General features: G+C 67.5%; 22 protein-coding genes and 1 pseudogene. 14 read left to right on the top strand and 9 right to left on the bottom strand.

Translation table 11 applies throughout. The annotated features are described in order from the left end of the window. Positions 1-127: 127 nt before the first annotated feature. The 5 genes from ABD264_RS08630 (at position 128) to ABD264_RS08610 (ending at position 5,569) form a co-directional block, all read left to right on the top strand. Positions 128-1,255 carry a Gfo/Idh/MocA family protein gene (locus ABD264_RS08630; RefSeq protein WP_094393340.1) on the top strand — a complete coding sequence of 376 codons (1,128 nt, stop codon included), beginning with the start codon at positions 128-130 and terminating at the stop codon, positions 1,253-1,255. A gap of 67 nt (positions 1,256-1,322) precedes the next feature. Continuing rightward, positions 1,323-2,735, top strand: a complete 1,413-nt coding sequence (locus ABD264_RS08625; protein ID WP_344205502.1) for a TIGR01777 family oxidoreductase — start codon at positions 1,323-1,325, stop codon at positions 2,733-2,735. Positions 2,736-2,784: 49 nt separating this feature from the next. Continuing rightward, positions 2,785-2,955, top strand: coding sequence for a hypothetical protein (locus ABD264_RS08620; RefSeq protein ID WP_344205500.1), 171 nt, complete (start codon positions 2,785-2,787; stop codon positions 2,953-2,955). Next, the gene (locus ABD264_RS08615; RefSeq protein WP_055085958.1) at positions 2,949-4,493 is read left to right on the top strand and encodes a hemolysin family protein; all 1,545 of its coding nucleotides are present in this window, start codon (positions 2,949-2,951) and stop codon (positions 4,491-4,493) included. The genes ABD264_RS08620 and ABD264_RS08615 overlap by 7 nt, the downstream gene beginning before the upstream one ends. Then, on the top strand, positions 4,490-5,569 hold the full coding sequence (locus tag ABD264_RS08610) for a hemolysin family protein (protein ID WP_055085960.1): 1,080 nt from the start codon (positions 4,490-4,492) through the stop codon (positions 5,567-5,569). The genes ABD264_RS08615 and ABD264_RS08610 overlap by 4 nt, the downstream gene beginning before the upstream one ends. 58 nt (positions 5,570-5,627) lie before the next feature. Here the strand turns inward: ABD264_RS08610 and ABD264_RS08605 are convergent, their stop codons facing one another. Next, a complete protein-coding gene (locus ABD264_RS08605) occupies positions 5,628-8,144 on the bottom strand; it encodes an MMPL family transporter (protein ID WP_344205498.1) in 2,517 nt (838 codons plus the stop codon). Positions 8,145-8,221: 77 nt separating this feature from the next. Further along, on the bottom strand, positions 8,222-8,911 hold the full coding sequence (locus ABD264_RS08600; protein WP_094393343.1) for a TetR/AcrR family transcriptional regulator: 690 nt from the start codon (positions 8,909-8,911) through the stop codon (positions 8,222-8,224). 96 nt (positions 8,912-9,007) lie between these two features. Between ABD264_RS08600 and ABD264_RS08595 the strand changes: the two genes are divergently transcribed. The 4 genes from ABD264_RS08595 to ABD264_RS08580 all read left to right on the top strand — a co-directional run bounded on the left by ABD264_RS08595 (position 9,008) and on the right by ABD264_RS08580 (position 14,275). After that, positions 9,008-10,210 carry a sensor histidine kinase gene (locus ABD264_RS08595; RefSeq protein ID WP_344205630.1) on the top strand — a complete coding sequence of 401 codons (1,203 nt, stop codon included), beginning with the start codon at positions 9,008-9,010 and terminating at the stop codon, positions 10,208-10,210. Then, positions 10,207-11,091 (top strand): response regulator transcription factor, encoded by an 885-nt coding sequence (locus ABD264_RS08590; RefSeq protein WP_344205495.1) that lies wholly within the window; start codon positions 10,207-10,209, stop codon positions 11,089-11,091. Before ABD264_RS08595 ends, ABD264_RS08590 begins: the two co-directional genes overlap by 4 nt. Before the next feature lie 170 nt (positions 11,092-11,261). Next, positions 11,262-12,059 (top strand): ABC transporter ATP-binding protein, encoded by a 798-nt coding sequence (locus ABD264_RS08585; RefSeq protein WP_238694030.1) that lies wholly within the window; start codon positions 11,262-11,264, stop codon positions 12,057-12,059. Next, complete coding sequence (locus ABD264_RS08580; protein ID WP_344205492.1) at positions 12,059-14,275, top strand: FtsX-like permease family protein; 2,217 nt, start codon at positions 12,059-12,061, stop codon at positions 14,273-14,275. Before ABD264_RS08585 ends, ABD264_RS08580 begins: the two co-directional genes overlap by 1 nt. Positions 14,276-14,463: 188 nt before the next feature. On the opposite strand, the gene ABD264_RS08575 is transcribed toward ABD264_RS08580, so the two are convergent. Beyond that, positions 14,464-14,979: a hypothetical protein gene (locus tag ABD264_RS08575; protein WP_055085972.1), complete on the bottom strand. Its 516-nt coding sequence runs from the start codon at positions 14,977-14,979 to the stop codon at positions 14,464-14,466. Positions 14,980-15,561: 582 nt separating this feature from the next. Between ABD264_RS08575 and mobC the strand changes: the two genes are divergently transcribed. From mobC to ABD264_RS08560, 3 genes and pseudogenes are all read left to right on the top strand, one after another. Further along, on the top strand, positions 15,562-15,852 hold the full coding sequence (gene mobC, locus ABD264_RS08570) for a plasmid mobilization relaxosome protein MobC (protein WP_344205489.1): 291 nt from the start codon (positions 15,562-15,564) through the stop codon (positions 15,850-15,852). After that, positions 15,849-16,475: a relaxase/mobilization nuclease domain-containing protein gene (locus ABD264_RS08565; RefSeq protein WP_344205487.1), complete on the top strand. Its 627-nt coding sequence runs from the start codon at positions 15,849-15,851 to the stop codon at positions 16,473-16,475. The genes mobC and ABD264_RS08565 overlap by 4 nt, the downstream gene beginning before the upstream one ends. A gap of 251 nt (positions 16,476-16,726) precedes the next feature. Continuing rightward, positions 16,727-16,918 (top strand): annotated as a pseudogene (locus tag ABD264_RS08560) (IS5/IS1182 family transposase); the annotation flags it as partial. A gap of 121 nt (positions 16,919-17,039) precedes the next feature. Here the strand turns inward: ABD264_RS08560 and ABD264_RS08555 are convergent. Beyond that, a complete protein-coding gene (locus ABD264_RS08555; protein WP_344205628.1) occupies positions 17,040-17,519 on the bottom strand; it encodes a YflT domain-containing protein in 480 nt (159 codons plus the stop codon). Between the two features lie 626 nt (positions 17,520-18,145). Between ABD264_RS08555 and ABD264_RS08550 the strand changes: the two genes are divergently transcribed. Continuing rightward, entirely contained in the window at positions 18,146-19,237 is a 1,092-nt protein-coding gene (locus tag ABD264_RS08550) for a hypothetical protein (protein ID WP_094393350.1), read from the top strand. A gap of 50 nt (positions 19,238-19,287) precedes the next feature. On the opposite strand, the gene ABD264_RS12460 is transcribed toward ABD264_RS08550, so the two are convergent. The 5 genes from ABD264_RS12460 to ABD264_RS08530 all read right to left on the bottom strand — a co-directional run bounded on the left by ABD264_RS12460 (position 19,288) and on the right by ABD264_RS08530 (position 22,268). Further along, complete coding sequence (locus ABD264_RS12460; protein ID WP_161971385.1) at positions 19,288-19,629, bottom strand: integrase core domain-containing protein; 342 nt, start codon at positions 19,627-19,629, stop codon at positions 19,288-19,290. Between the two features lie 71 nt (positions 19,630-19,700). Then, positions 19,701-20,513 carry an IS5 family transposase gene (locus ABD264_RS08545; RefSeq protein WP_290498895.1) on the bottom strand — a complete coding sequence of 271 codons (813 nt, stop codon included), beginning with the start codon at positions 20,511-20,513 and terminating at the stop codon, positions 19,701-19,703. Positions 20,514-20,614: 101 nt separating this feature from the next. After that, positions 20,615-21,229 (bottom strand): hypothetical protein, encoded by a 615-nt coding sequence (locus ABD264_RS08540; protein WP_344205483.1) that lies wholly within the window; start codon positions 21,227-21,229, stop codon positions 20,615-20,617. Positions 21,230-21,526: 297 nt separating this feature from the next. Beyond that, entirely contained in the window at positions 21,527-21,877 is a 351-nt protein-coding gene (locus ABD264_RS08535) for a hypothetical protein (RefSeq protein ID WP_179229833.1), read from the bottom strand. Positions 21,878-22,061: 184 nt separating this feature from the next. After that, positions 22,062-22,268, bottom strand: coding sequence for a cold-shock protein (locus ABD264_RS08530; RefSeq protein ID WP_121846641.1), 207 nt, complete (start codon positions 22,266-22,268; stop codon positions 22,062-22,064). Positions 22,269-22,927: 659 nt separating this feature from the next. On the opposite strand from ABD264_RS08530, the gene ABD264_RS08525 reads away from it, so the two are divergent. Then, positions 22,928-24,118 carry an alcohol dehydrogenase catalytic domain-containing protein gene (locus ABD264_RS08525; protein ID WP_144942958.1) on the top strand — a complete coding sequence of 397 codons (1,191 nt, stop codon included), beginning with the start codon at positions 22,928-22,930 and terminating at the stop codon, positions 24,116-24,118. The last annotated feature ends 256 nt before the right edge of the window (positions 24,119-24,374 follow it).

Below are 24,374 nucleotides of genomic sequence, written 5' to 3'. Positions count from 1 at the left end.
CGTCGTGATCGTGGTTCTCCTGGCGGTCGCTGGCCTCTGCGCGGTGGGTGAACGCGCCCTGACAAGCCCCGGGAGCCGGTCCTAGAGTGAAAGACGAACACGTCAGAAGCCCTCGGAGGTCATAACCATGGTTGCCACCGTCCCGAACGACCGTCCCGTCCGTTTCGCCGTCGTGGGCGTGGGACAGATCTCCCAGCAGGCGTTCATCCCGGGCCTGTCCCGGATTGACGACGCCGAGCTGGCCGCTCTCGTGACCTCGAGCGCCGAGAAGGCCGAGGAACTGGGAAAGGAGTACGGCGTGGCCGCCTACTCCTACGACGACTACCCGGCGCTGCTGGATTCCGGCGACATCGATGCCGTCTACGTGTCCACCCCCGTCTTCCGGCACCGCGAGTTCGCGGAACCGGCGTTGCGCAAGGGAATTCACGCACTCGTCGAGAAGCCCCTTGAGACCTCCGAGGAGGACTGCCAGGCAATGATCGACGCCGCGCAGGAGAGCGGGGCGACCTTCATGGTGGCCTACCGCCTGCACCAGGAGCCCGGGACCGTGGAGATGATCGAGAAGGTCCGGGACCAGAAGGTCATCGGCGATCCCCGCTACTTCTCCTCCGTGTTCTCGCAGGACATCACCGTGGAGAACCACCGAGGGCACTCCGGCTTCTGGGGCGGGCCCATCCCGGACATGGGCACCTACCCGCAGAACATGGTCCGCAACCTGTTCCACGACGAGCCCGTGGAGGTCTACGCCAAGGGCGTACGCACCCCGGGTCGCGAGTTCAACTTTGACGACACCGTGGCCGTGACCCTCACCTTCCCGGGCGACCGGCTCGCGCAGTTCACCATCTCCTACGCCTCCGAGTCCGCGGAGCAGTTCACCGTGGCGGGCACTGAGGGCGAGATCACCGCGCAGCCGTGCTTCGGATTCGGTCCGGACACCGGCATCCAGTACACGCTCACCAAGGACGGCTCCTCCGAGTCCTTCGCCCACGACCCCGTGGAGCAGTTCGGTGGCCAGGCCCAGTACTTCGTGGACTGCGTCCGCAGCGGCGTCTCTCCAGAGGCCGACGGCGAGGAGGGCCTGCTGGACGTGCGCGTCAACGCGGCCGTCCTGAAGTCCCTCGAGACGGGCGCCCCGGTCACACTGGAGCCACGTCGGCGTGAGCGCGTTGTCACCTCCGAGCAGGTTCGCAGGGTCTCCCCGGCGGACGAGCCCGGGGACGACGAGCTCGTGGACCAGATTCCGCAGAACGGCTGAGCCTCCCGCCGCTGCGCGCACCCGGACAACTCCTCCTTGGCCCCTTCGATGAACGGACGGTACGACCGTGACCCATCGCTTCACCCACGAAACCCGCGTTCCCCAGCCCCGTGAGAAGGTCTTCGCGTGGCACGAGCGCCCCGGTGCGCTGACCCGCCTTACCCCGCCGTTCGGTGGAGGCCCCGACCAGGTGCGCCAGGCGCCCTCGGACGGGATCAAGCCCGGCTCGGAGGCGAGGCTGGGTGTCTCCGTGCCGGGGACGTTCGGCACGGTGCACCTGCCGTGGACCGCCGAGCACGGCGAGTGGGAGCCGCCCCACTTCTTCACCGACCGCATGGTCAACGGACCACTGGGGGAGTGGGAGCACCGGCACGTCTTCGAGGAGTCGCCGCGGGGAGGCACGGTCGTGCGGGACGAGGTGACCGTGCGCCCCCTGCCGCAGTGGGCGGGAAAGCTCAACGATCTCGGCGAGCGCGCCATGACCCCGCAGCTGGAGCGGATCTTCGGGTACCGGGACCGGCAGCTGCGCGAGGACCTCGCGTTCCACGACCAGCACGACGGCCCCCGCCTGACGATCGCGGTGGCCGGCTCCTCCGGGCTGGTGGGAACCCAGGTCTGTGCGCTGCTCGAGACCGGTGGGCACACCGTGCTGCGCATGAAGCGCGGGGCCACCACCGGTGAGGGCGTGATCGGCTGGGACCCGGCCCGGGGCTTGCTGAACCCCCGGGACCTGGAGGGGGTCGACGTCGTGATCCACCTGGGCGGGCAGAGCATCGTCTCGCGCTTCACCGAGCAGAAGAAGCGCGAGATCCTCGACTCGCGCGTGGACAGCACCGCACTGATCGTGCGAGCGATGGGCCAGCTCCCCGCGGAAAAACGGCCGCGCGCGTTCGTGGTCTCCTCCGCCGTGGGTTACTACGGAACGGGCCGCGGAGACGAGGTGCTCACTGAGGACTCGAGTTCCGGCGAGGGCTTCCTCGCGGAGGTCTGCCGCGAGTGGGAGAGTGCCGCCCACGGTGCGGCGGCCCACGGCGTGCGGGTGGTCAACGTGCGCACGGGGCTGGTGCTCTCGCCATCGGGCGGTCTGCTCCGGGCCCAGTTGCCACTCATGGAGGCGGGCCTGTCCGGACCGCTGGGCGGTGGGAGGCAGTGGCAGAGCTGGATCGGGCTGGACGACATGGCCGGCGCCATCGCCCACCTCGCTCTCACCGAGGACGCGGAGGGGCCGTTCAACGTGGCCGCACCGAACCCGCAGCGGCAGAAGGACTTCGCCAAGACCGTGGCGGGAGTGCTGCACCGGCCCGCCGTGGTCCCCACCCCGCTGGCCGGGCCGAAGGCGCTCCTCGGGGCGCAGGCCACCGAGGAGCTAGTGGCGGCCAGCCACCGGGTGGACGTCTCCAAGCTGCTGGGAACCGGCTACCGCTTCCGCCACGAGGATCTGCGCAGCTGCGCTGGGCACCTGCTGGGTCGCACCGGTTGAACCCGGGGCGGCCTGCGAGGGGCGGGGCTGGATTCGGTATCCTGTTCTCGTGACATCTCACCACAACCGGCCCGCGGCGTACCTCGGTGCGCTCGCCTCGGCCGACGACAAGGAGTCGGACAGTCCCGGGCAGCGCCGCTGCTCCCCTGATCCCCTCCCCACAGACCCCTCGTCCTCCCTCCTGCTGAGCAGGGCCTCGAGCGGGGTGACCCAGTGCTGAGCGCCTGGCTCCTGCTGCTCGTCTTCATCCTCCTGGTCCTCGCCAACGGCCTCTTCGTGGCCGTCGAGTTCGCCTTCCTCACCGTGGATCGCCAAGCCGTCCAGCGGGCGGAGCAGGCCGGTGACAAGCGCGCCGTCGTGATCGAGGAGAGCCTCAAGAAGACCTCCACCAACCTCTCGGGCGCCCAGCTGGGCATCACGGTCACGAGCCTCATGTCGGGTTACATCACCGGGCCGAGCCTGGGAACCCTCTTCGCCGAGGGCCTCGGCTGGGCGGGCGTTCCCGACGCCGTGGCGGTAGGAGTTGCCACGGTCGCCGCGTTCATCGTGGCCACCTTCAGCCAGATGGTGTTCGGCGAGCTCGTTCCCAAGAACTGGGCCATCGCGGACCCCATGCGCGTGACCCACGCCGTGGTGCTCCCGCAGAAGTTCTTCATGACGGTCTTCGGCTGGCTCGTGTCCATGCTCAACAGCTCCGCGAACTTGGTGCTCAAGGCGCTGGGCTTCACCCCCACCGAGGAGGTGGCCAACGCCCGCACGGCGGAGGAGCTTGCCTCCGTGGTGAGCCGTTCCGGGCGCGAGGGTACCCTGGACGCCGGCACCGCCGAGCTCGTGGCCCGCTCCATCGAGTTCGGCGAGCGCACCGCGGCGGACGTCATGCGGCCCCGTCCCCGCGTCACCTTCCTGAACGCCGAGGACACTGTGAAGCACATGCTGCTCACGGCATCGGAGACCGGGCACTCTCGCTTCCCGGTCACGGGCGAGACCGTGGACGACATCGTGGGCGTGGTGCACTACACCCACGCGCTCGCGGTGCCGTTCGACGAGCGGGGGGTCGTGCGGGTCGCGGATGTGTGCGTCCCTGCGGACGTGGTCTCCGAGTCCATGACCCTTGACCCGCTGATGCGCCAGCTGCGCGTGAAGGGCCTGCAGATGGCCGTGGTGGTGGACGAGTACGGCGGCACCGCCGGGATCGTCACACTGGAGGACCTCATCGAGGAGATCGTGGGCGAGATCGACGACGAGCAGGACACCCGCGTGCAGCGCTTCCGCCGCACGCGCGACGGCGGCCTGGTGGTCTCCGGGCTTCTGCGCCCGGACGAGCTGGGCGACGTGCTGCGCGTCGACATGCCCGAGGGCGAGGAGTCGGACACGCTGGGCGGTCTCATGGCTGAGGAGCTGGACCGGCTGCCCCGGGTGGGAGACACCCTCACCGTGGAGGCCGTGGACCACTTCCACCGCGACGACGACGACCTCCCCACCGAGGCCGAGATACGCATGGACGTCATGCGCATGGACCAGCACCGCGTGGACCGCATCCTGGTGCACCGCGTGGGCGGGAATCCGGACGAGCGCGGCGGCTCCACGACGTCGACGGCGTGGCAGCCGCCCGGCAGGCCGGACCCGCTGGGCGGGGACAACCGGGAGCCCGAGACGGCGGAGGAGTTCCGCCTCTCGCAGGGTGAGAACAGGGGAGCCCCTGGCTTCCACCGTGACGAGGACGTGTCGGACGTGGATCCCGGGGAGGAGCAACGATGACCACCAGCACAGCCATCATCATCCTGATCCTGCTGCTCGCGGGGAACGCGTTCTTCGTGGCGAGCGAGTTCGCCGTGGTCTCGGCCCGCCGCGACCAGCTGGAACCGCTGGCTGCGCGGGGCTCCAGCTCCGCGAAGTATGCCCTGAAGGGCATTGAGAACGTCTCCACGTCCCTGGCCGCCACCCAGCTCGGCATCACCGCGTGCTCGCTGCTGATCGGCGCCGTGGGCGAGCCCGCGATCGCTCACCTGATCGAGGTCCCCATGGAGGCGGTGGGCGTCCCCGAGGCGCTGCTGCACCCGATCGCCCTGGTCATCGCGCTGCTGATCGTGACCTTCCTGCACATGATCCTGGGCGAGATGGTGCCCAAGAACATCGCCATCGCGGTCCCCAGCCGCGTGGCACAGGTGCTCGGCCCCGTGCTGCACGGCTTCGTGGTGGTCTTCCGCCCCACCATCTGGGTCATGAACGAGACGGCCAACCACCTGGTGCGCTGGCTGTTCAAGGTGGAGCCCAAGGACGAGGTGGCCTCCGCGTTCACCTCCGACGACGTGCGCGGGTTCGTGGCGGAGTCCGGGCGCGAGGGGCTGCTGGACAACGACGAGATCCGGCTGCTCACCGGCGCCCTGAACTTCGAGAACAAGACGGCGGCGGACGTGGCCCTGCCCCTGACCGGCATGCGTACCGTACCGTTCGACATCACCGTGGCGGGTGTCGAGGAGCTGTGCGCGGAGACGGGCTACTCGCGCTTCCCCGTGCGGGACGCGGACGAGCGGCTCATGGGCTACATCCACACCAAGGACGTGCTGGGCCTGCCGGAGACGGCGCGCGAGCAGTCGATCCCCCCGGCCATCGTGAGGCGCTTCGCCCGCGTGGCCCCCGAGGACAAGCTGCGCAAGGTCACCCGCACCATGCAGGCCAAGGGCGCGCACTTCGCGCTGCTGGGTGAAGTGGCACGGGACTCCCGCACTTCCGACGAGTCGGTGTTCATCGTGGCCCTCGAGGACGTCCTCGAGGAGCTCGTGGGCGAGGTCCGGGACGCCACCAGCAAGCCGGAGCCGGGCACCGCGGCCTGACGCGAACCGGCCGTCGCCCCGCTGAGCGGGGCGACGGCCGGTTCGCGAGGCGCCGAACTCACTGGGTGGGCTGCGCAGGGTAGGAGGGGTGCGCAGGGCGCTCCAGGGAGGCACCCTCCACGTCCACGTCCGGGACGATCCGCTCCGCCCACTTCGGGAACCACCAGGCCTTCGCGCCCATGAGGTGCATCAGCGCCGGGATGAGCGTCATGCGCACCACGAAGGCGTCGAAGAGCACGCCCGCGGAAAGCACGAAGCCGATCGAGGCGATCATCGGGTCCCCGCTGAACACGAATCCCATGAACACACCGGTCATGATGAGCGCGGCGGCCACGACCACCCGGGCGCTGTGGTTGAAGCCCACGACCACCGCGGTCTTCCCGTCCCGGCCGTGGCTGTACGCCTCGCGCATGGCCGAGACCAGGAACATCTGGTAGTCCATGGCCAGCCCGAAGAGGATCCCGACCGCCAGGATGGGCAGGAAGCTCAGGATGGGCCCGGGCTCCGTGATGTTGAACAGATCACCCAGCCAGCCCCACTGGAACACGGCCACGGTGGCGCCGAAGGCCGCGAGCAGGGAGAACAGGAAGCCGATGGTGGCCGACAGGGGCACCCAGATGGAGCGGAAGACCAGGATCAGCACGATCAGGGACAGCCCCACCACGATCGCCAGGTACACCGGCAGCACCTTGAAGAGGTTCTCTGAGATGTCGATGTTCATGGCCGTCTGACCCGTGACGCCGAAGCTCGCCTCCCCCTCGGGGGTGTCCAGGCGCAGGTCTCGCAGGCTGTTGACCAGATCGGTGGTGGACTCGGCGCTGGGGCCCTCGTCCGGGATGATCTGGTACAGCAGCATGGAGTGGTCCTTGCTGATCGCCGCGGGCACCACGGCGGAGACGTGGTCCTGCTCGCGCAGCTGCTCACCCAGGTCCACCTGCAGGTCCTCGGCCTGCTCCTCGGTGGTGCCTTCCGGGAGGTAGGCGGCGGCGACGACGGTGCCGTTGCGGCCCGCGCCGAACTTGTCCTCCACGATCTTGTACGTCTTGTACGCGCCGGAGTCCGCGCTCTGGCTGCTGCCGTCCGGAAGGCCCAGCCGCAGCTGGGTCATGGGGACGGCGATGATCCCGAGCACGGCCACAGTGGCCAGGATGGTCAGCACCGGCTTGGCGAGCACCACCTTGAGCCAACCGCGCGGGGTGGTGTCCCGCTCGGCGGTCAGGGCGTGGGCTCGGTCTGCGGTGTGCTGCTCGTCCTCGCCCACGATCTCGGCGGCGTCACGGCGCAGCTGCGCGCGGCGCTGGATGGCGTCCCAGCGGCGTCGCGGCATGACCCGGCGCCCGATCAGGGACAGCATGGCCGGGGTCAGCGTCACGGCGACCACCACGGCCATGACCACGGCGAACGCGGCCACGTTGCCCATCACAGACAGGAACGGGATGCCCACCACGTTCAGGGCCAGCAGCGCGATCACCACGGTGGTGCCGGCGAAGAGCACGGCGTTGCCGCTGGTGCCCGTGGCCAGCGCGATGGACTCGTGCATGCCCATGCCGCGGCGCAGGTTGTTGCGGTGGCGGTTGAGGATGAACAGGGAGTAATCGATGCCCACCGCGAGGCCCAGCATGGAGCCCAGTGCGGGGGTGGTGGAGTTCATGTCCACCACGTCCGAGAGCGCGAACGCCCCCAGGTAGGCCGCGCCCACGCCCACGAGCGCCATGAGCACGGGAAGTCCGGCCGCCACGAACGTGCCGAGCATGATGAGCAGGATGATCAGGGCGATCACCATGCCGATGATCTCGGAGGTCACGCCCATCTCGGTCATGCCCTCGAGGTTCTGGTCGAACTGCACGTCCAGTCCGTGCAGGTCCGTGTCCTCGAACGCGGAGCGGACTTCCGCGAGGGTGTCCGAGGAGACCTCGTTGATCTCGTGCTCGAACGTGACACCCGTCAGCGCGGTGGTGCCGTCCTCGGAGATCGAGCCGTACTCGCTCGTGAGATCGAGCTTCTTCTCGTTGCGCTCGAGCTCCGGCTTCTGCTCGTCGATCTTCTTCTTCTGCTCGTCCAGCTGCGCCTGCTGCTGGTCGATCTGCTGCGTGGCCGAGGCCGGGGCGTTGGCCGGGATCTTGGAGCGGGCGGCGTCGATCTGCTGCTGTGCGCCCGCCAGCTGCTTCTCGCCCTGCTCGAGCTGGGAGCGGCCGTCCTCGAGCTGTTTTCGGGCGTCGTCCACCTGCTTCTGCTGCGAGAACGGGTCCGTGGTGGAGTCCACCCCGTCGATGCCGTCCACCTTCTTCAGCGCGGCGGCCACCGCCTTCTGCTGCTGCTCGGTAATCTTGCTGCCGTCCGTGGTGGAGACGATGGCCTGACCCACCCCGGCGTCCGCGTTGACGTCGAACGCGCCGGCGAGGTCGTCCTGGACCTGGGCAGCCTTGGTCCCGGGGATCGTGATGCTGTTGCTCAGCTCGCCCTTGAACGCGAAGAAAGCGCCCCCCAGGGCTAGCAGGATGACGAGCCAGGCGGTGATGACCACCCAGGCCCTACGGGCGGCGAAGCCGCCGATTCTGTACAGGAATGTCGCCATAACTCACTTATTCGGTCTCGGGAGCGGGTCGGCGGGCCCTTGCGGCCCCGCCGGTGGAATGGGGTGCGTTGGACGCGTTACAGCTGCGGCAGCCCGGCATCCACCTGCTGGAAGGCCCACTCGATGTGGGGGACGAGCTCTTCCGCCGGTGGGATGCGGTCCTTGACCTCCAATGGGGTCAAGGTTTCGCGGGGCAGGTGGTGGAGTGCGGGGCGTGCCAGGCCCAGGCCCAGGCCCAGGGCCAGGTTGGTCAGGTAGAGCCGCAGGCGCATCTGCTGCTCCAGGGAGAGCTGCGGATGCTCCGCTTCCACCTCGGAACTCGCGAGGCTCCCCATGCTGGTGAGCGTGAGGACCACGTGACGGGTCAGGATCTCGCCGGAGTCCGGTGCGAGAGCGGCGGCCAGATGGACGAAACCGGTGAGGCACTCCAGCCCGGCTGGCGTGGCGAGGCGGATGAGGACGCGGTCACGGACGGCCGTGGGAAGCTCCGCCACGGGGGTGTCCGCGGGGACGTCCAGGCCGGAGAACAGGGGGGTGAGGTACTCCTCGATGCGCGTGAGCGCGGTGTCCTCGATGCTGTCGAAGTGGTTGAACACGGTGCGCTCCGAGACGCCCGCGCGGCGCACGAGGTCCTTGGTGCGCAGCCCGGCGAGACCGTTCTCCAGCACCAGCTCCTCCGCCGCGGCGAGGATGTCCCGGCGCGTGGCGGTGCGGCGTGTGCCCCGTCCGTCCTGTGTTCTCCCGCTGTGCGTGCATGGCCCGATCACGGTCTGAGAGTAACCGTGTTGGTGCAGTTACTGCAAATTTCTCGTGGGCCGACGACGACGTGGTGCGGGCTCCCCGCCGGATAGTGTGCTGCGGTGATGGTTCTGCACCTCAGACTGGCCCAGTGGATCGAGAACCACCCTCACATCAGCAATGCCCTGCTGGTGCTCGTGGGCGGCTTTGTCACGATCTTCTTCACGGTGTCCGCGCTGTGGGACGGGGTGACCTGGTGGTGCATGCTCGTGTGCTGGCTGCCACTGTTCTTCCGCCGGGCCGCACCCACGGTGGTGGCGTACCTCCACGGGGCACTCGTGCTGCTGAGCCTGCTCGCGTTCAACGTGGCTCCCGTGGGTCTGTGCCTGTGGTCCGTGCCGTGCGTGGTCTACACCGCCGCCATCCGCTCGCCCCGGCGGGCCCGGCGCGGCGTCTACCTCGCGGCCCTGCTGGGCAGCGCGGTGCTGGGGTGGCGCAGCAACCACTGGTTCCTGTTCCTCCCCGAGAACTACTCCACGGCCGAGTGGGCGATCGTGGGCACGATGTTCGGTGTCAGCTCCGCGGCCTGCATCACGGTGGCGTACCTCGCGGGAGACCTCGCCCGGGGCCGGCGGCAGCGGCGCGAGCAGCTCGAGGACCGTGCCCGCAGGCTCGAGATCGAGCGAGAGCAGGAGGTGCGGATGGCGGCCCAGGACGAGCGGGCAAGGATTGCCCGGGAGATGCACGACGTCGTCGCCCACTCCCTGTCCGTGGTGGTCGCCCAGGCGGACGGCGCGCGGTACGCGGCGGCGTCGGACCCCGGCGTGGCCGTGGCGACCCTCGGCACCATCGCGGACACCGCACGCGGCTCGCTCACCGAGATGCGCAGACTGCTGGGCGTGCTGCGCACCGAGGACGCCACGGGGACCTCGCCGGTGCCGCAGCTGGAGCAGATCGAGCACCTGGTGGCGTCCGTGCGGGACGCCGGGCTGCCCGTGGAGCATCGCGTGAGCGGGGAGCCGGCCCTGTCCGCCGGCGCGCAGCTCACGCTCTACCGGGTGGCCCAGGAGGCCCTGACCAACGTGCTGAAGCACGCGTGGCAGGCCTCCTCCGTGCGTATCGTGGTGGAGCACCGCCCGGACGGTTCCTGGGCCGAGATCACCAACGACGGCGCCGCGAGCACCAGCCGAACGCCCCGCGGGGGCTACGGGCTGCAGGGGTTGCGCGAACGTGTGGACCTCTATGGCGGCTCCCTCACCGCGGGCCCGCACCCCGATCGTCCGGACGTGTTCGTCGTCCGGGTTACCCTGCCCGGGGAGGAGAAATGACGACAGCGCCGCCCGTGAGGGTTCTCATCGTGGACGACCAGCCGCTCGTGCGCGGCGGCTTCCGCATGCTCGTGGACTCGCAACCGGACCTCACCGTGGTGGGGGACGTGGGCGACGGCGTGGCGGCCGTTGACGCCGTGCGCCCCGGGCTTGCCGTGGCTGGGGCTCCGGACGTGATCCTCATGGACGTGCGGATGCCACAGATGGACGGGATCGAGGCCACGCGCGAGATCCTCGCCCTCGCCCCGCAGGTGCGGATCATCGTGCTCACCACGTTCGACCTCGATGAGTATGCACTTGAAGGCATACAGGCTGGTGCGAGTGGTTTTCTGCTGAAGGATGCCCGCCCCGAGGAGCTCTTGGACGCCGTCCGCACGGTTGCGCGCGGGGACGCGGTGATCGCGCCGTCCACCACGCGGAGGCTGCTCTCCCACCTGGTCTCGGGGGCGGGCCGCTCGGTCGCCACCACGTGCGAGTCGGCCGACGGCCCGGGTGGTCGTTCCGGCAGCGCGGGTGCTGTGCCCCCCGGGGACGGTTCGGGTGGCACGGATGGTTCAGGCGGTGCGGCCGGCGGTGCCGGGGCGTCCGGTGGCTCCGGGGTGCCGGGCGCGGACGTGATGGTGGGTCCGGGCGGCGTGGTGACGAGCGCCGGGAACGATCCGTGGCGGGACCCGCGGTTGCAGGGCCTCACCTCGCGCGAGCGCGAGGTCTTCGAGCTGATCGGCGCGGGGTGCTCCAACGCGGAGATCATGCAGCGGCTCTTCCTCTCCGAGCCCACGGTCAAGACGCACGTGTCCCACATCCTCTCCAAGCTGCAGGCCCGGGATCGGGTGCAGGCCGTGGTGATCGCCTACGAAACCGGTGTGGTGCTGCCGGGCTGAGTCCCGGGCGGGGCACGGCCACGACGGGTGTGGCGCCGCCCGGCTGGGTCCGGGCCTCATCCCCGGGTATGAGAGCCGCGGGCGCGCTGTGGCTCACGCCACGGCACGCAGGGCGCAAGCTCGTACCCCCGTTCGATGAACGGGCGGATCCGGCGCACCACAATGACGTCATGACTTCTCCTGAGCCCTCACTCGCCCGCTACGACAACCCGCCCTGGTCCGAGACCAGCCAGCCCGCCCAGACCACCCAGCCCGCCGCGAGCGCCCCGCGGCGCATCGCCGTGAGCGCCGCGCACGTCTCCCGCACCTACGGGACCGGGGGCACCGAGGTGGCGGCCCTGCGGGACGTGAGCCTGGAGATCCCCGCGGGCACGTTCGTGGCCGTGATGGGTCCCTCCGGCTCCGGCAAGTCCACGCTCGTGCACTGCCTGGCCGGCCTGGACTCCCCGGACCGCCACCCGGAGACGCGGATCGTGGTGGGCGGCCAGGACATCGCCGGGCTCTCCGACGACCAACTGACCCGCTTCCGCCGCGACCACGTGGGCTTCGTGTTCCAGGCGTTCAACCTGGTCCCCACGCTCACCGCCCGGCAGAATATCGAGCTGCCCCTGGCACTGGCCGGCAAGAAGGTGGACACCCAGCGCCTCGACGCGTTGGCCACCACCCTGGGCATCACCGAGCGCCTGGACCACCGTCCGGACGAGATGTCCGGCGGTCAGCAGCAGCGTGTGGCGATCGCCCGTGCCCTGCTCTCCCAGCCGGACGTCGTGATTGCGGACGAGCCCACCGGCGCGCTGGACTCGGCCACGTCCCTGGAGGTGCTGGCCCTGCTGCGCCGGTGCGTGGACGACCTGGGCCAGACCGTCGTCGTCGTCACCCACGACGCCACCGTGGCCGAGGCCGCGGACCGCGTCCTGCGTGTGCGCGACGGTGAGATCTTCTCCGACGACGCCCAGGAGGCCAACTGATGCTGCGCGTGGTTCGATCACGGCTCACGCAGCAGTGGAGCCGCTACGTCCTCGTGGTGATCTGCGTGGCGGTGTGCGCGGCCTTCATGACCGCCGCACTGGGCCTCGCGAGCACCCTCTCCGCGAGCCTCGCCTCGAGTCTCGCGGCACCCTACAAAAACGCCGACGCCGTGGTGAGCACCCCGGACAGCGAGCAGGCGCCCGCCATCGCGGACGCGCAGCAGCTGCAGACGATCGAGGCGCTGCCGGACGTGAAGAGCGCGTGGTCGCCCACCACCAAGATGGTGCATGCGAAGTCCTCCGGGACGGACACCGGCGCCACCCAGGTCAACGACCTCCCTGCTGACACCTCCCTGGTGCCGGCGGGCCTCAAGGACGGCTCCTTCCCGGACGCCGCGAACCAGATCTCGGTGTCCGAGGACACCGCCAAGGCCATGAACGTGGGCGTGGGGGACACCGTCCAGCTGGAGCAGTACGGTTCGGAGGACGGCACCACCGCGGACTACAAGGTCAGCGGCATCACGGACCAGACCGCCTCCGGAGGCGTGCCGGACTGGTACGTCACGGCGGCCGGGCTCAAGACCGTTCCCGGTGAGGGCATGGACATGGGCGGTGGGATCCTGCTGCGCACGGACGGCACCCCGGACGAGGACCAGCTGGCCCAGTTGGCCACCGAGATCAACCGGATCCTGGGCACCGGTCAGGGCGGTCAGCCCGCGCTGACGGTGCAGACTCCGGACCAGATGGCGCAGGACCTCCTGGACGACATGTCCCAGGGCACCGACGTGCTGGCCATCTTCCTGGCGCTGTTCGCCGGGCTGTCCGTGCTGGTGGCGCTGCTCGTGGTCACGAACACCCTCTCCGTGCTCACCGCCCAGCGTGCCCGCGAGCTCGCCCTGCTGCGGTGTGTGGGGGCCACCGGGTCCCAGCTGCGCCGCGCGGTGCTGCTGGAAGGCCTCGTGCTGGGCGTGGTCTCCTCCGCGCTGGGTGTCGGTGCGGTCACCGCCCTGGTCGTGCTTGCCCGCACCGTGGTCTCCACAGGGTCGCTGAAGCTCACGCTCACCCCGCGGGATGTCGTCGTGGGTCTCGTGACCGGCGTCCTGCTGACCGTCGTCGCGTCGCTGGGCCCGGCCCGGCGTGCCCGTGGCGCCTCCGCCCTGGACGGGCTGCGCGGTTCCCGGGCGGCGGACGGGCTGCCCGTGGTGCGCACGGTCTTCGGGGCGGTCGTCCTGATCGCCGGTGCCGCGGCGCTCGTCTTCGGTGCCACCCAGCACAGTGCCGGGTGGGGCATCGCCGGTGGTCTCGCGGCGTTCCTCGGCGTGGTGCTGACTTCCCGCGCCTACATCCCCTCACTGGTGCGCGGGGCCGGGAAGGCACTTCCCGGCGGGATCCCCTCCCGCCTGGCCGCCGCCAACGCTGCGCGCTACCCCACCCGCACGAGCACCACGGCCACGGCCCTGCTGATCGGCGTGCTGCTTGTCTCCACCGTTCTGACCGGTGAGCACGTGGCCCGCGTGAACCTGCTTGAGCAGCTTGATCAGGAACGGCCCGTGGACATCTCCGTACCGGCGCAGGTGGGTGAGCTCAGCCAGCAGCAGGTCCACGACCTCGGGGCCCTGCCCAACGTGCTGGGTGTGCAGACCGGCGGGAACCTGCCTGACGGAGCCAGCGCGAGCGTCGACGCTGCGCAGTACCTCAACGTGCAGCAGGCCACGGACCTGCGACGCTCTGTGGCGGACGTCCTGCATGTGAGCAGCACCCAGCTCACCGGCGCCCTCATGGAGAAGGCCGGCTACGTGGCCGTCCTGGACACCATGCTCACCGTGGTGCTCGCTCTGCTTGCCGTGGCCGTGGTGGTCTCGGTGCTGGGCATAGCCTCCACCACATCCCTCTCCGTGCTGGAGCGGGCCCGGGAGAACTCGCTGCTGCGGGCGCTGGGGCTGTCCAAGCGCCAGCTCGGGGCCCTGATCCGGCTCGAGGCGCTCGTGATCTCGCTGGTGGCCGCAGTGGTCGGACTCGTGGCCGGGTGGCTGTTCGGTGTGCTGGGCGTGATGTCCCTCTTCACAGAGGGCATGACCGTGCGACCGGTGGTGCCCTGGGGAGGCTTCCTCCTGATCCTCGCCGGGGCCGTGGTGGTGGCGGTGCTCGCCTCCGCCCTGCCGGTGCGCAGGGCCACCAGGCTCAGCCCGGTGGAGGGCATGGCCCGGGCGGACTGAGAAATCTGCGGGGTGGCCGACTGGCAAGGGGGCGGTCACCCTGCTCTTCAGCTCCCTCTCTCACTCCCAGGCTGGACGGTAGGCCCCGTCAAAAACAACACCACAGAACAAAATGAGGAAGAGCTGAGGGCAGGAAAAGAATGAGGGTGAGCGAAGCGAGCTCCATTGCCCGCCTTGTGAGTCACTCTCTAGGCGAGTGCCGGCTTCGGGTAGGTCTCATCGAACCAGTCGATGAACTGCTTGACCGTTCCTACCTTGGAGATTCGCTCGTGGATGGCTTTCTGATCGTGGCCTGGCAGGAAGTCACCTCGACCGACGGCCTTGCCGCATCCGCACTCGCACAGGCGCTCATCGAGGGGTGAAGTGATGTACCCGACCGGGTTGCGCTGGCCCTTGATGGGTGCATCTCTCCCTACGTACTGGTCGTAGACGGGATGTCCCGGAGCCAACGGGTGCCCCGTCAATGCCCGTCGTGTAGGAGTCGGAACGATCTCATCGATCTCCACGGCGAAAACCACTTTCCCGTCATGAGAAAAGAGCGCGTAGCTCTCCCGATCGGCGCGCCGGCCCAGCACCCAGCACGAGCGATTGACGTCGTACAGGGCCTGTGGGCTGGCCTGCGGGTCGTACCCGTTCCATGTGCGCTCCATCTCATCGACGGCGGGATCCAGCTCGCGCCGGGGACCAAGAGTGAAGTGAAGCATCGAACATCCTCCATCATAGGTAATACCCTTGTTTACCGGGGTATGCGGTTATTGCCCTAGGAGCTCGGGGCTGCCCCTGCTCTGTCGAGACCCAAGGGCGTGATCGTCTTCCGCTGCGCTGCAGACGATGCGTGGTGGTGCCCTGGGCCTGGCTCTGTCCTCCTGCGTCGGTCAGGACCAGCACACCACCACGCCCCCCGTTCCAGCGCGCTGTGATCCTCCTTCGTCGGGGCGCTGAAACGGAGATTTTGGATATGATTGTCCGTAACGGAAAACCTGGCGCACCGCTCGTTCCTCGCTGCCAGGTGTTCCCGTTCCGGTCAATCCCCTTGCTCCTGCGGAGGGCTGGTCTCGACCCCTTGGCGGGGTCTCGGAAGGGTGGTCCTGTTGGGCTTGTTCTCACGTCGTTCGAAGCAGCCGGGCGCGGTTCCGTCGGGGTCCGGGAACCGGTGGGAGGAGCTGCTCGAGGAGCAGCCCCTCCCCTCACCGGACCCGGAACCAACCGATACAGCGCCGCTGCCTCGGATGCGGGGTGCTGGTGGGCGGCCGGTGGCGGTGGAACCGCGGACCCGGCGGGTGTCGATGTCGTTGACCGAGGCTGAGCACCAGGCGTGGACGCAGGCCGCCGGCGGGCAACGGGTCTCGGTGTGGGCTCGGGAACGAGTCCAGGAACGGCTCGAGGCGGGCATCCCGGGGGCGGATGAGGTGCAGGAGTTGGCGAGGATCCGGGCGGATCTGGCGCGGGTGGGGTCGAATCTGAATCAGTTGATGCGCGCGGTGAACCAGGGGCAGGTGGTCCCGACCCCGCAGCTGTACGAGGCGGTGGAGGCTTTGGCGGGTCAGCTGGGTGCGTTACGGAGGGCGTTGCCGTGATCGCGAAGATCACCCGGGGGTCGAACCCGGGCAACATTGGTGCCTATCTGCATGGGCCGGGGCACGCCAATGAGCACTTCTACGAACGCAACGGGGGCCGGTATGCCGGTGGTGTGGTCGTGGGCGGGAACGTGTTCGTGACCGGGGATGCGGATGAGAAGGCGTGGGTGAAGGAGATGCGCGCGGCGATGCGCACCCGCCCGGAGATTACGAAACCGGTCTGGCAGGCCTCTTTGCACAACACTGTCGAGGATCGGCGGTTGACGGATGCGGAGTGGGCGCAGGCAGGACAGACGTTTGCGGAGTCGATGGGGTTCGCGGAGCACCCGTGGGTGATGGTCCGTCACGCCGATGACCACGTGCATGTGGTGGTGTGCCGGGTCAGTGACGAGGGGACGGTGTGGCACGGTCGCAATGACCGGCGTGCGGTTCAGAGTGCGTGCACCCGCCTGGAGGTGGAGCACGGTTTGCAGACCGCGCCGCGGCGCCGCGCGGCGGGCCGCGGCGCCGCGCGGCGGGCCGCGGTAAGCGCTCGGTGGCCGCGGTGCGTCAGCAACAGGAGCAACAGGCGGAGGTGGTGGCGGCCCGCCGCGCGGCATGGAAGCAGATCCGCAAGTTCGTGAAGCTCGACAACCCGGCACCCCGGAAACAGTCCCCGAAGCCTCAGCAGCAACAGCGGGTAGCCCCGCCTCATCCGTTGGAGCAGGCGCAGCACCTTCGTCGCCCCGGCCCCGGCCGAGAGGACCGTGGACGGGGTCTGTAGCTGGTCTTAGAGGTCGCGTGGGTAGGGCGCGGCTTGTCGGGGATGTGACGCAGGCACGGGATGTCCGCTTCGATGTGGATTGCCTAGATCTACGTCGTCGCGAGGAGTCCCGTGCCTGCGGTGCCAGCATCGTTCATCGAGCCGTTGTGGGTCCAGTTCGAGGCCCTGATTCCTGCGCGGGTCGACACCCATCCGTTGGGGTGTCACCGGCGGCGGATACCGGACCGGGTGGTGTTCGACAAGCTCGTGGCCCGGCTCGTGCTGGGCGGCTCTTACCACAGGCACGCCGACGACCCTGCTTCCCGGCGAGATCCGCTCCTGAATCCGCCCCAGCGGTGAGTGTCGGGGGAGCGCAGAGGGCCACGGCCCTCAGCACTTACTCGGGCGTGGGCCAGCACCCGGTCCGGGCCCGGGCCTTTGGCGGTCAAGTCGTGGGATGGCTGGCGTCGAGCTTGGCCGTGGCCGCCTCGACGTACTCGGCCTCCACGAGGATCTCGTAGGAGGACGCCTCCAGGCCCTGGACGCTACTGAAGTCCCGGCGCCCGCCGGTGGCCGCGTGACCCAGCAACCCGAAGATCAGCCCCCACACCGCGCCCAGGAGCACCGCCCACAGGATTACCGACAGCCACCCCACGACCGTGAAAAGACCCAACAGCAAGCCAATGAGCAATCCCAGCCAGGCCCCGGAGGCGGCCCCGTACAGGGCGGCCTTGCCGTAGGTCATCCGCCCGGTGACCTGCTCAACCAGGCGCAGATCGGTGCCGACCAAGCGCACGTGCTCAACCGGGAACCCGGCGTCGGAGAGTCGATCGACAAGGCGCTGAGCCTGGTCATAGGAGGGCACTGTGCGCAGGACCTGGTAATGAGCCGAAGCAGTAGGTGGAAGAGGGGAGGGATGGGACATTTTCATCGTTTCCTGTTCGTGGTGACGATCCGACCCGGACGGTGGCCTGCACCCGGGGTTGCCGGGCACCTGGGTCGGGAGTGGACTCTCAGGGCCTTACAAAATGTCGCAGACCTTACCAGGATAAGCATATTTATCTCTGCAGTAAACGCCCGGCCCGTCTTCGGCGCCTCGTGCCACACATGCCTTCCCGCTCGGGTTGCGGCGGGCCATAATTCGCCTTTCACGTGCCCGGCTTGCCGTCTTCGGAGCTGGGCCTTGACACCCCTGCACCGGGTACCCCCGCATCAGTACCGCACCTGCCGCTGGGCAGTCGATGCATCACCTGTCCGAACGGAATCGACCGGCCCCACGCTGATCACTGCTCCCACACCGCCGAAGCACTTCAACCGATCCGTCACTGCAGCATCATCGAGAAGCCGTCCTCGACACCGGCAGGTCCCGGGCCCGCTGGCTGTGATGTCTTCGCGCTGGCGGCGTCGGCGGGGAGAGGATTTCGCAGTGAGCAGCACCGCTCTTTCCGAGATCGAGGCGACCACCGAATCCGGCCCGCGGTGCTGCACGAAACCTTGGGGGCTCCATCGAGCCAGTGGCAATCCGGCCCGTGGTTGCCTCACAATGGAGCGGTGACTGCTGAGCGTTGCCGATCCACCGCCGATCCTGCCGAACCCCTTTCCGATGCCGAGCTGCTCATCGGCCTGGTGGTCTCACCATCCCTGAGTGCGGTGCTCGGCCCCGAGGTCACCACCTCGGTGCGCGAGATTTTGGTGCAGCGGTATCCGGGAGTGCGCTGGCAACTGAAGATGGCCGAAGACCGGCTGGTCGATCCACCCACCGAGACCTTGGACCTGCTGGAGGCGGCCCGAAACCGCGTGCTGGAGGAGAACTGGGATTTGGCCGTGGTGCTCACCGAGATCCCCCTGAAGACCGGCCGACGTCCGGTGCTCACCCAGCTCAGCCCCGTGCACGGGGTGGGACTGGTCTCCGTCCCAGCCCTGGGAGCCGTGCACGTGCGGCAGAAGGTGCAAGAGACCACCGTGCACGTGGTCGGGCAGCTCCTGGGCTACGACGCCGAAGACCTCAACGCCCAGCGGGATCTTGCTCGAAGAGCCCACCAGCTGTCCACCGATCTCGACGAACGCCCGGATGACAACGTCGTGCAGTTCACGGCCCGAGTGCTGAGCAGCAACGTGCGGTTGCTGCTGGGCATGATCCGCGCCAACCAGCCTTGGGCCTTCGTGACCCGGCTCTCCCGGGCGCTGGTCGTGGCAGCGGCCACCGGCATGCTGACATTGGTGGCCTCGGACCTATGGGTACTGGCCATGGCCTACGGGCCGGTGCGCCTGGTCCTGCTGGCGGTGATGGCGATCGGGGCGGTGAGTGCCACCCTGATCCTGGGAGCCGACTTGTGGGAGCGCCCACGGCGGCGAGCCCAACGTGAGCAGGTGATCCTGTTCAATTTGGCCACCACCGCGACCGTGGCCATCGGGGTTGTGGTGTTCTACCTCGTCTTATTCATCCTGTCCTGGGTCGGCGCGCTGCTGCTCATCGACGAGCAGGTACTGGCCGGTGTCGCCGGTCACCCAGTGAACGCTTTGGACTACGCGAAGATCAGCTGGCTCACCGCCAGCCTGGCCACCGTGGGCGGAGCACTAGGAGCTGGACTGGAGGACGAAGATGTGGTGCGCGCCGCTGCCTACACCCGGTCCAGCACCTGACACAGCCCCAGCACAGAAGAAACTGAAACATCTACGCGTTGATGCCACGTCTATGCAGGTGTCATTGCCGGTCGCGATGACTTGGTGGGCTCAGCGCAGTGCGCTGCCTCGTACTCGGCGGGTGGGGCGTTGCCGAGGCGGGTGTGCGGGCGGGCGCTGTTGTACCTGTCGATCCAGGCCAGGGTGAAGCACTCGACGTCGTCGACGGATCGCGGCGGTCCGGGCTGAAACCGGGAATGATCCCGGACCGCTTCGTTTGACGAACGCAGGAGGTGTCTAAAAGTGCGCTGTCCGCCGTGGGAAGCGACGATCTTCTCGCGACTGGTTACCGGCGCCTGGTCATTGCCAACATGCGGCAAAGCCTTGTGGTATCCGTGTAGGGCGATGACCACCTGCGCCTGGCCGTGGAGGATGAGCAAGAGGTTCCGCCATTAGGTCATGGTCGTCGGGTCGGGCGGGTGGCCTAGCGGTGGGTGGTCCAGGCCTCGCGGAGGAGCCTGCGAGTGATGATGATGGCGTTGGCCAGGGCGATGAACGCCTCGATTACCCGGATACGTTTCTCGGTGCAGACGGCCAGCTTCTGGAACCCGCGGTTGTGCCAGGAGTTCGTCCGTTCCACCACCCACCTGGACGTGTTCTGGATCGGGGCGGGCACGCCCTTGGCCGCGATCCTGGCTTCACAGCCGAGCTCGGCGAGCAACCCCCGGGTGCCCTTCGAGTCGTAGTCGGCGTCCAGGTGCACGGTGATCCGCTCCGGCAGGTCGAAACCGAACCGGGACAGCGTCTCCAACGTCGGGCGCAGCAACGGGGAGTCGTGGCGGTTGGCCGGGGCCACCACGGTACCCAGCGGGATCCCGGCGCCCTCGACCAGCAGCGACCGTTTCGTGCCCTGCTTGCCGCGGTCCACCGGTGACCGCCCGGCGGCCTCGCCACCGCACGGGGCCTTGGTGATGCACCCGTCCACGGCCAAGTTCTCCAGCTGGAGCCCGACCATCTTCTCGTAGCCCTCCAGACAAAACTGTTCCAGCTCCTTTAAGGCTCCGGCCTCGATCCACTCATCACGCCGGCGGCGGATCGTGGTAGCCGAACACGTCGTGTCGGAGATCCTCTCGTAGGCGGCCCCGGGGACGAGGACCTGGACCAGCTTGTCGAACACCACCCGGTCCGGGATCCGTGGCCGGTGGCAACCCAATGGATGCTCGTCCGCCACAGCAGGGATCAGCATCTGGAACTGGTCCCAGATGGGTTCGATGATGCACGATGGAACGGCAGGCACGAGTGCTCCTCGTCAACACACTGATTCTCAACAAATCCGTGTTTACCAGGCCTCGTGCCTGTCTCATGCCACCGCTCCACCACACCTATCGGCGGAAGCTCTTAGGCCGAGAAGATGCGGGAAAAGAACCCGCGGCGCGGCTCTTGAGAGGTCACGGGTGTGGTGGGTCCCGGGAATGCTTCCGGCTCCTCGGCCGGCCTGGCACGAGCAGGCTCGGGAGCCGTAGGAGCCTGTGGTGTGTGGGAGCTCTGCCCGGTGAGCATCCGCAGCGCTATGCGTTCGGTTTCGTTGGCGATCTGGAGGGCATCGAGAGCTCGGCGGCGTTCTTCGGCTCGTGCTTCAGCAACTTCGGCGCGCCGTCGCCATTCCTGGACCTCAGTTTCCAACTCACGGACGCGCTCGAGCAGACGCCCGGTGCTCTCTGCTTCATCCGAGGGTTGAGCAGACGGCGTCAATGGTCTGGCCTGTGGGGCGGGGCGGAACCCCTCGCCGTGGATGAGGCCCACAGCGATAAGTGCGGTCATGGGCACCTGCCACCCGGCGGAAGTGATGGTGGCCCCCGCTTCTTCCAGCTCGGCGCGTCGTCGGCGGAGGGTGCTCACGCTGACACCTGCCACATCGGCGGCTTCCTTCATCGTGAACACCGCACTGGAACCCCCTGATACCCCTTCCTGGCTAGGGGCTTCGTTGCTGGGGGCGTCACCGTGAGTGGTCATGACACCCATTCTGACACCCCACCGTAGGGTCTCCTGATACCCCGGGTCTTTCCACCCTTTGCAACCACCCAAAACGTGCAGGGACATGTGGCCCCTCTTGGCACCTTGTCATGAGGCCCCCTGATATACCCCCAATTGAAACCCCGAGAGAGACTTCTGCACGCAGATGCCACCGCTGCACTTGGGCCTCTACCTCACCCCTAGGAGCAAGATGCGGGGAGAGCAAGGTAGAGCGTGCAGGGGAGGGGCGAAACGGGTCCTGATTCCTTGCGGGAATGGGCCTGTGGAAGAGGTGCCCTAGGCTGCGGTGACCAGCAGACCTGGGGCCCATCCAGTGATTTTGGATGCGGTCAAGGAGACCGGCATGCCCTGCGGCAAAGAGAGCAAGCCACCGTTTGCCGTGATCAAGCCCGCCCCGCAGAGATGAAGGAAAGATCCGCCATCAATCAAAGAACCCTCTTCTTCGAACGCACGGGCTTTTTCAGCGTTGTAGCCCAGAGAACGGGACCAGGCAGTATCGGACTGAACAGGGCAACGGCTAATCACGCTACTTTTTACCCCCTGCAGGTACTCAGAAACCGGGATGAGCTCGCCCTGGATAGTGGCCCCTCCGGTGAAGAGCGTGACTTGTGTTGGCCCGCCGTCCATGCTGGAGCGGATGAAGTGTTCCAGAGCTGGGTCGAGTCGCAGAGCTGATGTCCTTAGTCAGGAATTTTGGTGAGTTCCCTCACCTGGGGTATGAGTAGAGGCCCCTCACCATTCAGGTAGGGGCCTCTACTTGCCGACCGGGGAGTAGGGATCCTACTCGCAGGTCAACCTGCCACGAAGTGGGTCAGGACAGAACGGAGATGTTCGTGGCTTGGAGGCCGCGATCACCGTTCGTGACGTCGAACTCAACCTTGGCGCCTTCGTCCAAGGAACGGTAGCCGCCGGAGTTGATGCCCGAGAAGTGTGCGAAGACGTCGTCAGAGCCGTCGTCGGGGGCGATGAAGCCGAATCCCTTGTCAGCGTTGAACCATTTAACGGTGCCAGTAGTCATGTGAGACCTGTCTTTCTGTCAGAAAGGGAGCGTGCCCTGAATTTCAGGGGCTCAGGCGTTGCGATGCTTGCCATAAACGTTTCTTCAGAAAAACAACCGGCCCAGGTGGGCGGGCAAAGCTCAACATAAAAACGAAACTTCAACAACTAATAATCAATCTACGGCCTGGGCGAGGTGGTGTCAAATCCTGGGCGATCATCGGAAAAATCGTTGGAAATGCGCGTAGCTCTTCGGTCCCGTAGGTACCGGGGGAGGGCCACCGCGATCAACACGGTCGTGCCCAGGAGGTAGCCACTTACCAACAACAGGACGCTGAGGAGGAGGGGGTGAGGATGTCTGGGTTCGCAGGGTTCATATGCCGGGAAGGGAGAAGCGGGAGGATCTTCTGGGTGCCCCTACATCCTAGAACGGTGGTCTTCTGACCTGTAAGGCATAGGTTGTGAGATCCCATCGGTACTTTTTGGTTTTGCACGACCGTTACGAGCCTGGGCAAGCCCCCCGGAACGCGGATTCGTCCAGGACGCTTCCCTCCCCACGAGGCCCCTGGGGGTCGATTTAGCCTGTGAGAGACTTGTGGTTCACTTAGACAAGCCTCAGGACTGGGGCTGGACCGAGTCTCCCCGGGCCCCGGTGTGAGAACTCAAGAAGGAGTGAAGAACATGGCAGGCAACCGTTCCGTCGTCTTGCGCGGCGTGAAGAACATGCAGGTTGAGGATCTGGACTTCCCGAAGCTCCAGATGCCCAACGGCAAGAAGGCACCCCACGGTGTTGTCCTGAAGATCGTGGCTTCCAACATCTGCGGTAGTGACCTCCACATCTACCGCGGGTCCTTCCCCGCCCCGGAAGGCATGGTCATGGGGCATGAGATGACCGGGGAAGTCGTGGAAATCGGCTCTGACGTCGAGTTCCTGAAGGAAGGCGACCTGGTCTCGGTTCCCTTCAACGTGGCTTGCGGCCGCTGCCGCAACTGCCGCAACGGTCGTACCGAGGTCTGCCAGACCTGCAACCCGGACGCCGATTCCGCTGCCTACGGCTTCAACCTGGGCGGCTGGGACGGCGGACAGGCCGAGTATCTCTTTGTTCCCTATGCGGACTTCCAGCTGCTGAAGTTCCCGGACCGTGACCAGGCCATGGAGAAGATCCGCGATCTGGCGCTTCTCTCTGACATCCTCCCGACTGCCTTCCACGGCCTCATGGAGGCTGGCGCCAAGCCCGGGTCCACTGTCTACATCGCGGGGGCCGGCCCTGTGGGCCGTTGCGGCGCCGCAGCTGCGCGCCTGCTGGGGGCGTCCTGCATCATCGTCGGAGACCATGACAAGGATCGCTTGGCCCTGATGAAGCGCAACGGTTGCGAAACCATTGACCTCAACGAGGATGTCCCGCTGCAGGACCAGATTGAAAAGATCCTTGGCGAGCCGATGGTCGACTGCGCCGTGGACTACGTCGGCACCGAAGCTCACGGCATCGGCAAGGACGCGGACAAAGAGGATCCGGCCTATGCGATCAACCAGGTGATCGACGTTACCCGCGCGGGAGGCGCCACCGGCATCATCGGCATCTACGGGCCTGACCCCCTGGCGGAGTCCAAGGACGAGCAGAACGGCATCTACCCGATTGAATTCGGCAACGCCTGGATCAAGTCCCCGAAGATCACCGCTGGCCAGGCGCCGATCATGCATTACAACTACGAGTTGATGCAGGCGATCCTGTGGGACCGCATGCCGTACCTGTCGGACATGCTGCAGACCAAGGTCATCAGCCTTGACGATGCTCCTCAGGCCTACGCGGACTTCGACAACGGCTCGCAGGAGAAGTACATCATCGACCCGCATGGCATGATCGCCTCCTGATCTTGCTCACCTGGTAGTGAGGCCCTGGCAATTTGCCAGGGCCTCGCTACCGCCAGGACGCGCCCCAAGCTGAGGGCGCCTTTTCGTTCTCTTCTATGGCCGGTCAGGAAAAACAGCTGGCCGTGAACCGGCTCTTCAGGATCCAGGGTGTAGTTGGGGTCGGCGCGTCGGTCGCCGGATAGGGGTCGAGGCCTCCCGAAGATGAAGGTTCCTACACGCCTCATCTGGAAGACCTCGACGTGCCTGACGCTACCTT

This window comes from Kocuria salsicia, from assembly GCF_039532055.1.
GTDB lineage: Bacteria > Actinomycetota > Actinomycetes > Actinomycetales > Micrococcaceae > Kocuria > Kocuria salsicia.
This window is presented reverse-complemented; position numbering and strand designations above follow the sequence as displayed.

What these genes read in the sequence shown, in the direction of transcription:
- ABD264_RS08575 (WP_055085972.1), bottom strand. Translation starts at nt 14,979, where the DNA reads ATGCTTCACTTCACTCTTGGTCCCCGGCGCGAGCTGGATCCCGCCGTC.
- ABD264_RS08605 (WP_344205498.1), bottom strand. Translation starts at nt 8,144, where the DNA reads ATGGCGACATTCCTGTACAGAATCGGCGGCTTCGCCGCCCGTAGGGCC.
- ABD264_RS08525 (WP_144942958.1), top strand. Translation starts at nt 22,928, where the DNA reads ATGGCAGGCAACCGTTCCGTCGTCTTGCGCGGCGTGAAGAACATGCAG.
- ABD264_RS08530 (WP_121846641.1), bottom strand. Translation starts at nt 22,268, where the DNA reads ATGACTACTGGCACCGTTAAATGGTTCAACGCTGACAAGGGATTCGGC.
- ABD264_RS08585 (WP_238694030.1), top strand. Translation starts at nt 11,262, where the DNA reads ATGACTTCTCCTGAGCCCTCACTCGCCCGCTACGACAACCCGCCCTGG.
- mobC (WP_344205489.1), top strand. Translation starts at nt 15,562, where the DNA reads ATGTCGTTGACCGAGGCTGAGCACCAGGCGTGGACGCAGGCCGCCGGC.
- ABD264_RS08555 (WP_344205628.1), bottom strand. Translation starts at nt 17,519, where the DNA reads ATGTCCCATCCCTCCCCTCTTCCACCTACTGCTTCGGCTCATTACCAG.
- ABD264_RS08580 (WP_344205492.1), top strand. Translation starts at nt 12,059, where the DNA reads ATGCTGCGCGTGGTTCGATCACGGCTCACGCAGCAGTGGAGCCGCTAC.
- ABD264_RS08590 (WP_344205495.1), top strand. Translation starts at nt 10,207, where the DNA reads ATGACGACAGCGCCGCCCGTGAGGGTTCTCATCGTGGACGACCAGCCG.
- ABD264_RS08630 (WP_094393340.1), top strand. Translation starts at nt 128, where the DNA reads ATGGTTGCCACCGTCCCGAACGACCGTCCCGTCCGTTTCGCCGTCGTG.
- ABD264_RS08610 (WP_055085960.1), top strand. Translation starts at nt 4,490, where the DNA reads ATGACCACCAGCACAGCCATCATCATCCTGATCCTGCTGCTCGCGGGG.
- ABD264_RS08535 (WP_179229833.1), bottom strand. Translation starts at nt 21,877, where the DNA reads ATGGACGGCGGGCCAACACAAGTCACGCTCTTCACCGGAGGGGCCACT.
- ABD264_RS08540 (WP_344205483.1), bottom strand. Translation starts at nt 21,229, where the DNA reads ATGACCACTCACGGTGACGCCCCCAGCAACGAAGCCCCTAGCCAGGAA.
- ABD264_RS08595 (WP_344205630.1), top strand. Translation starts at nt 9,008, where the DNA reads ATGGTTCTGCACCTCAGACTGGCCCAGTGGATCGAGAACCACCCTCAC.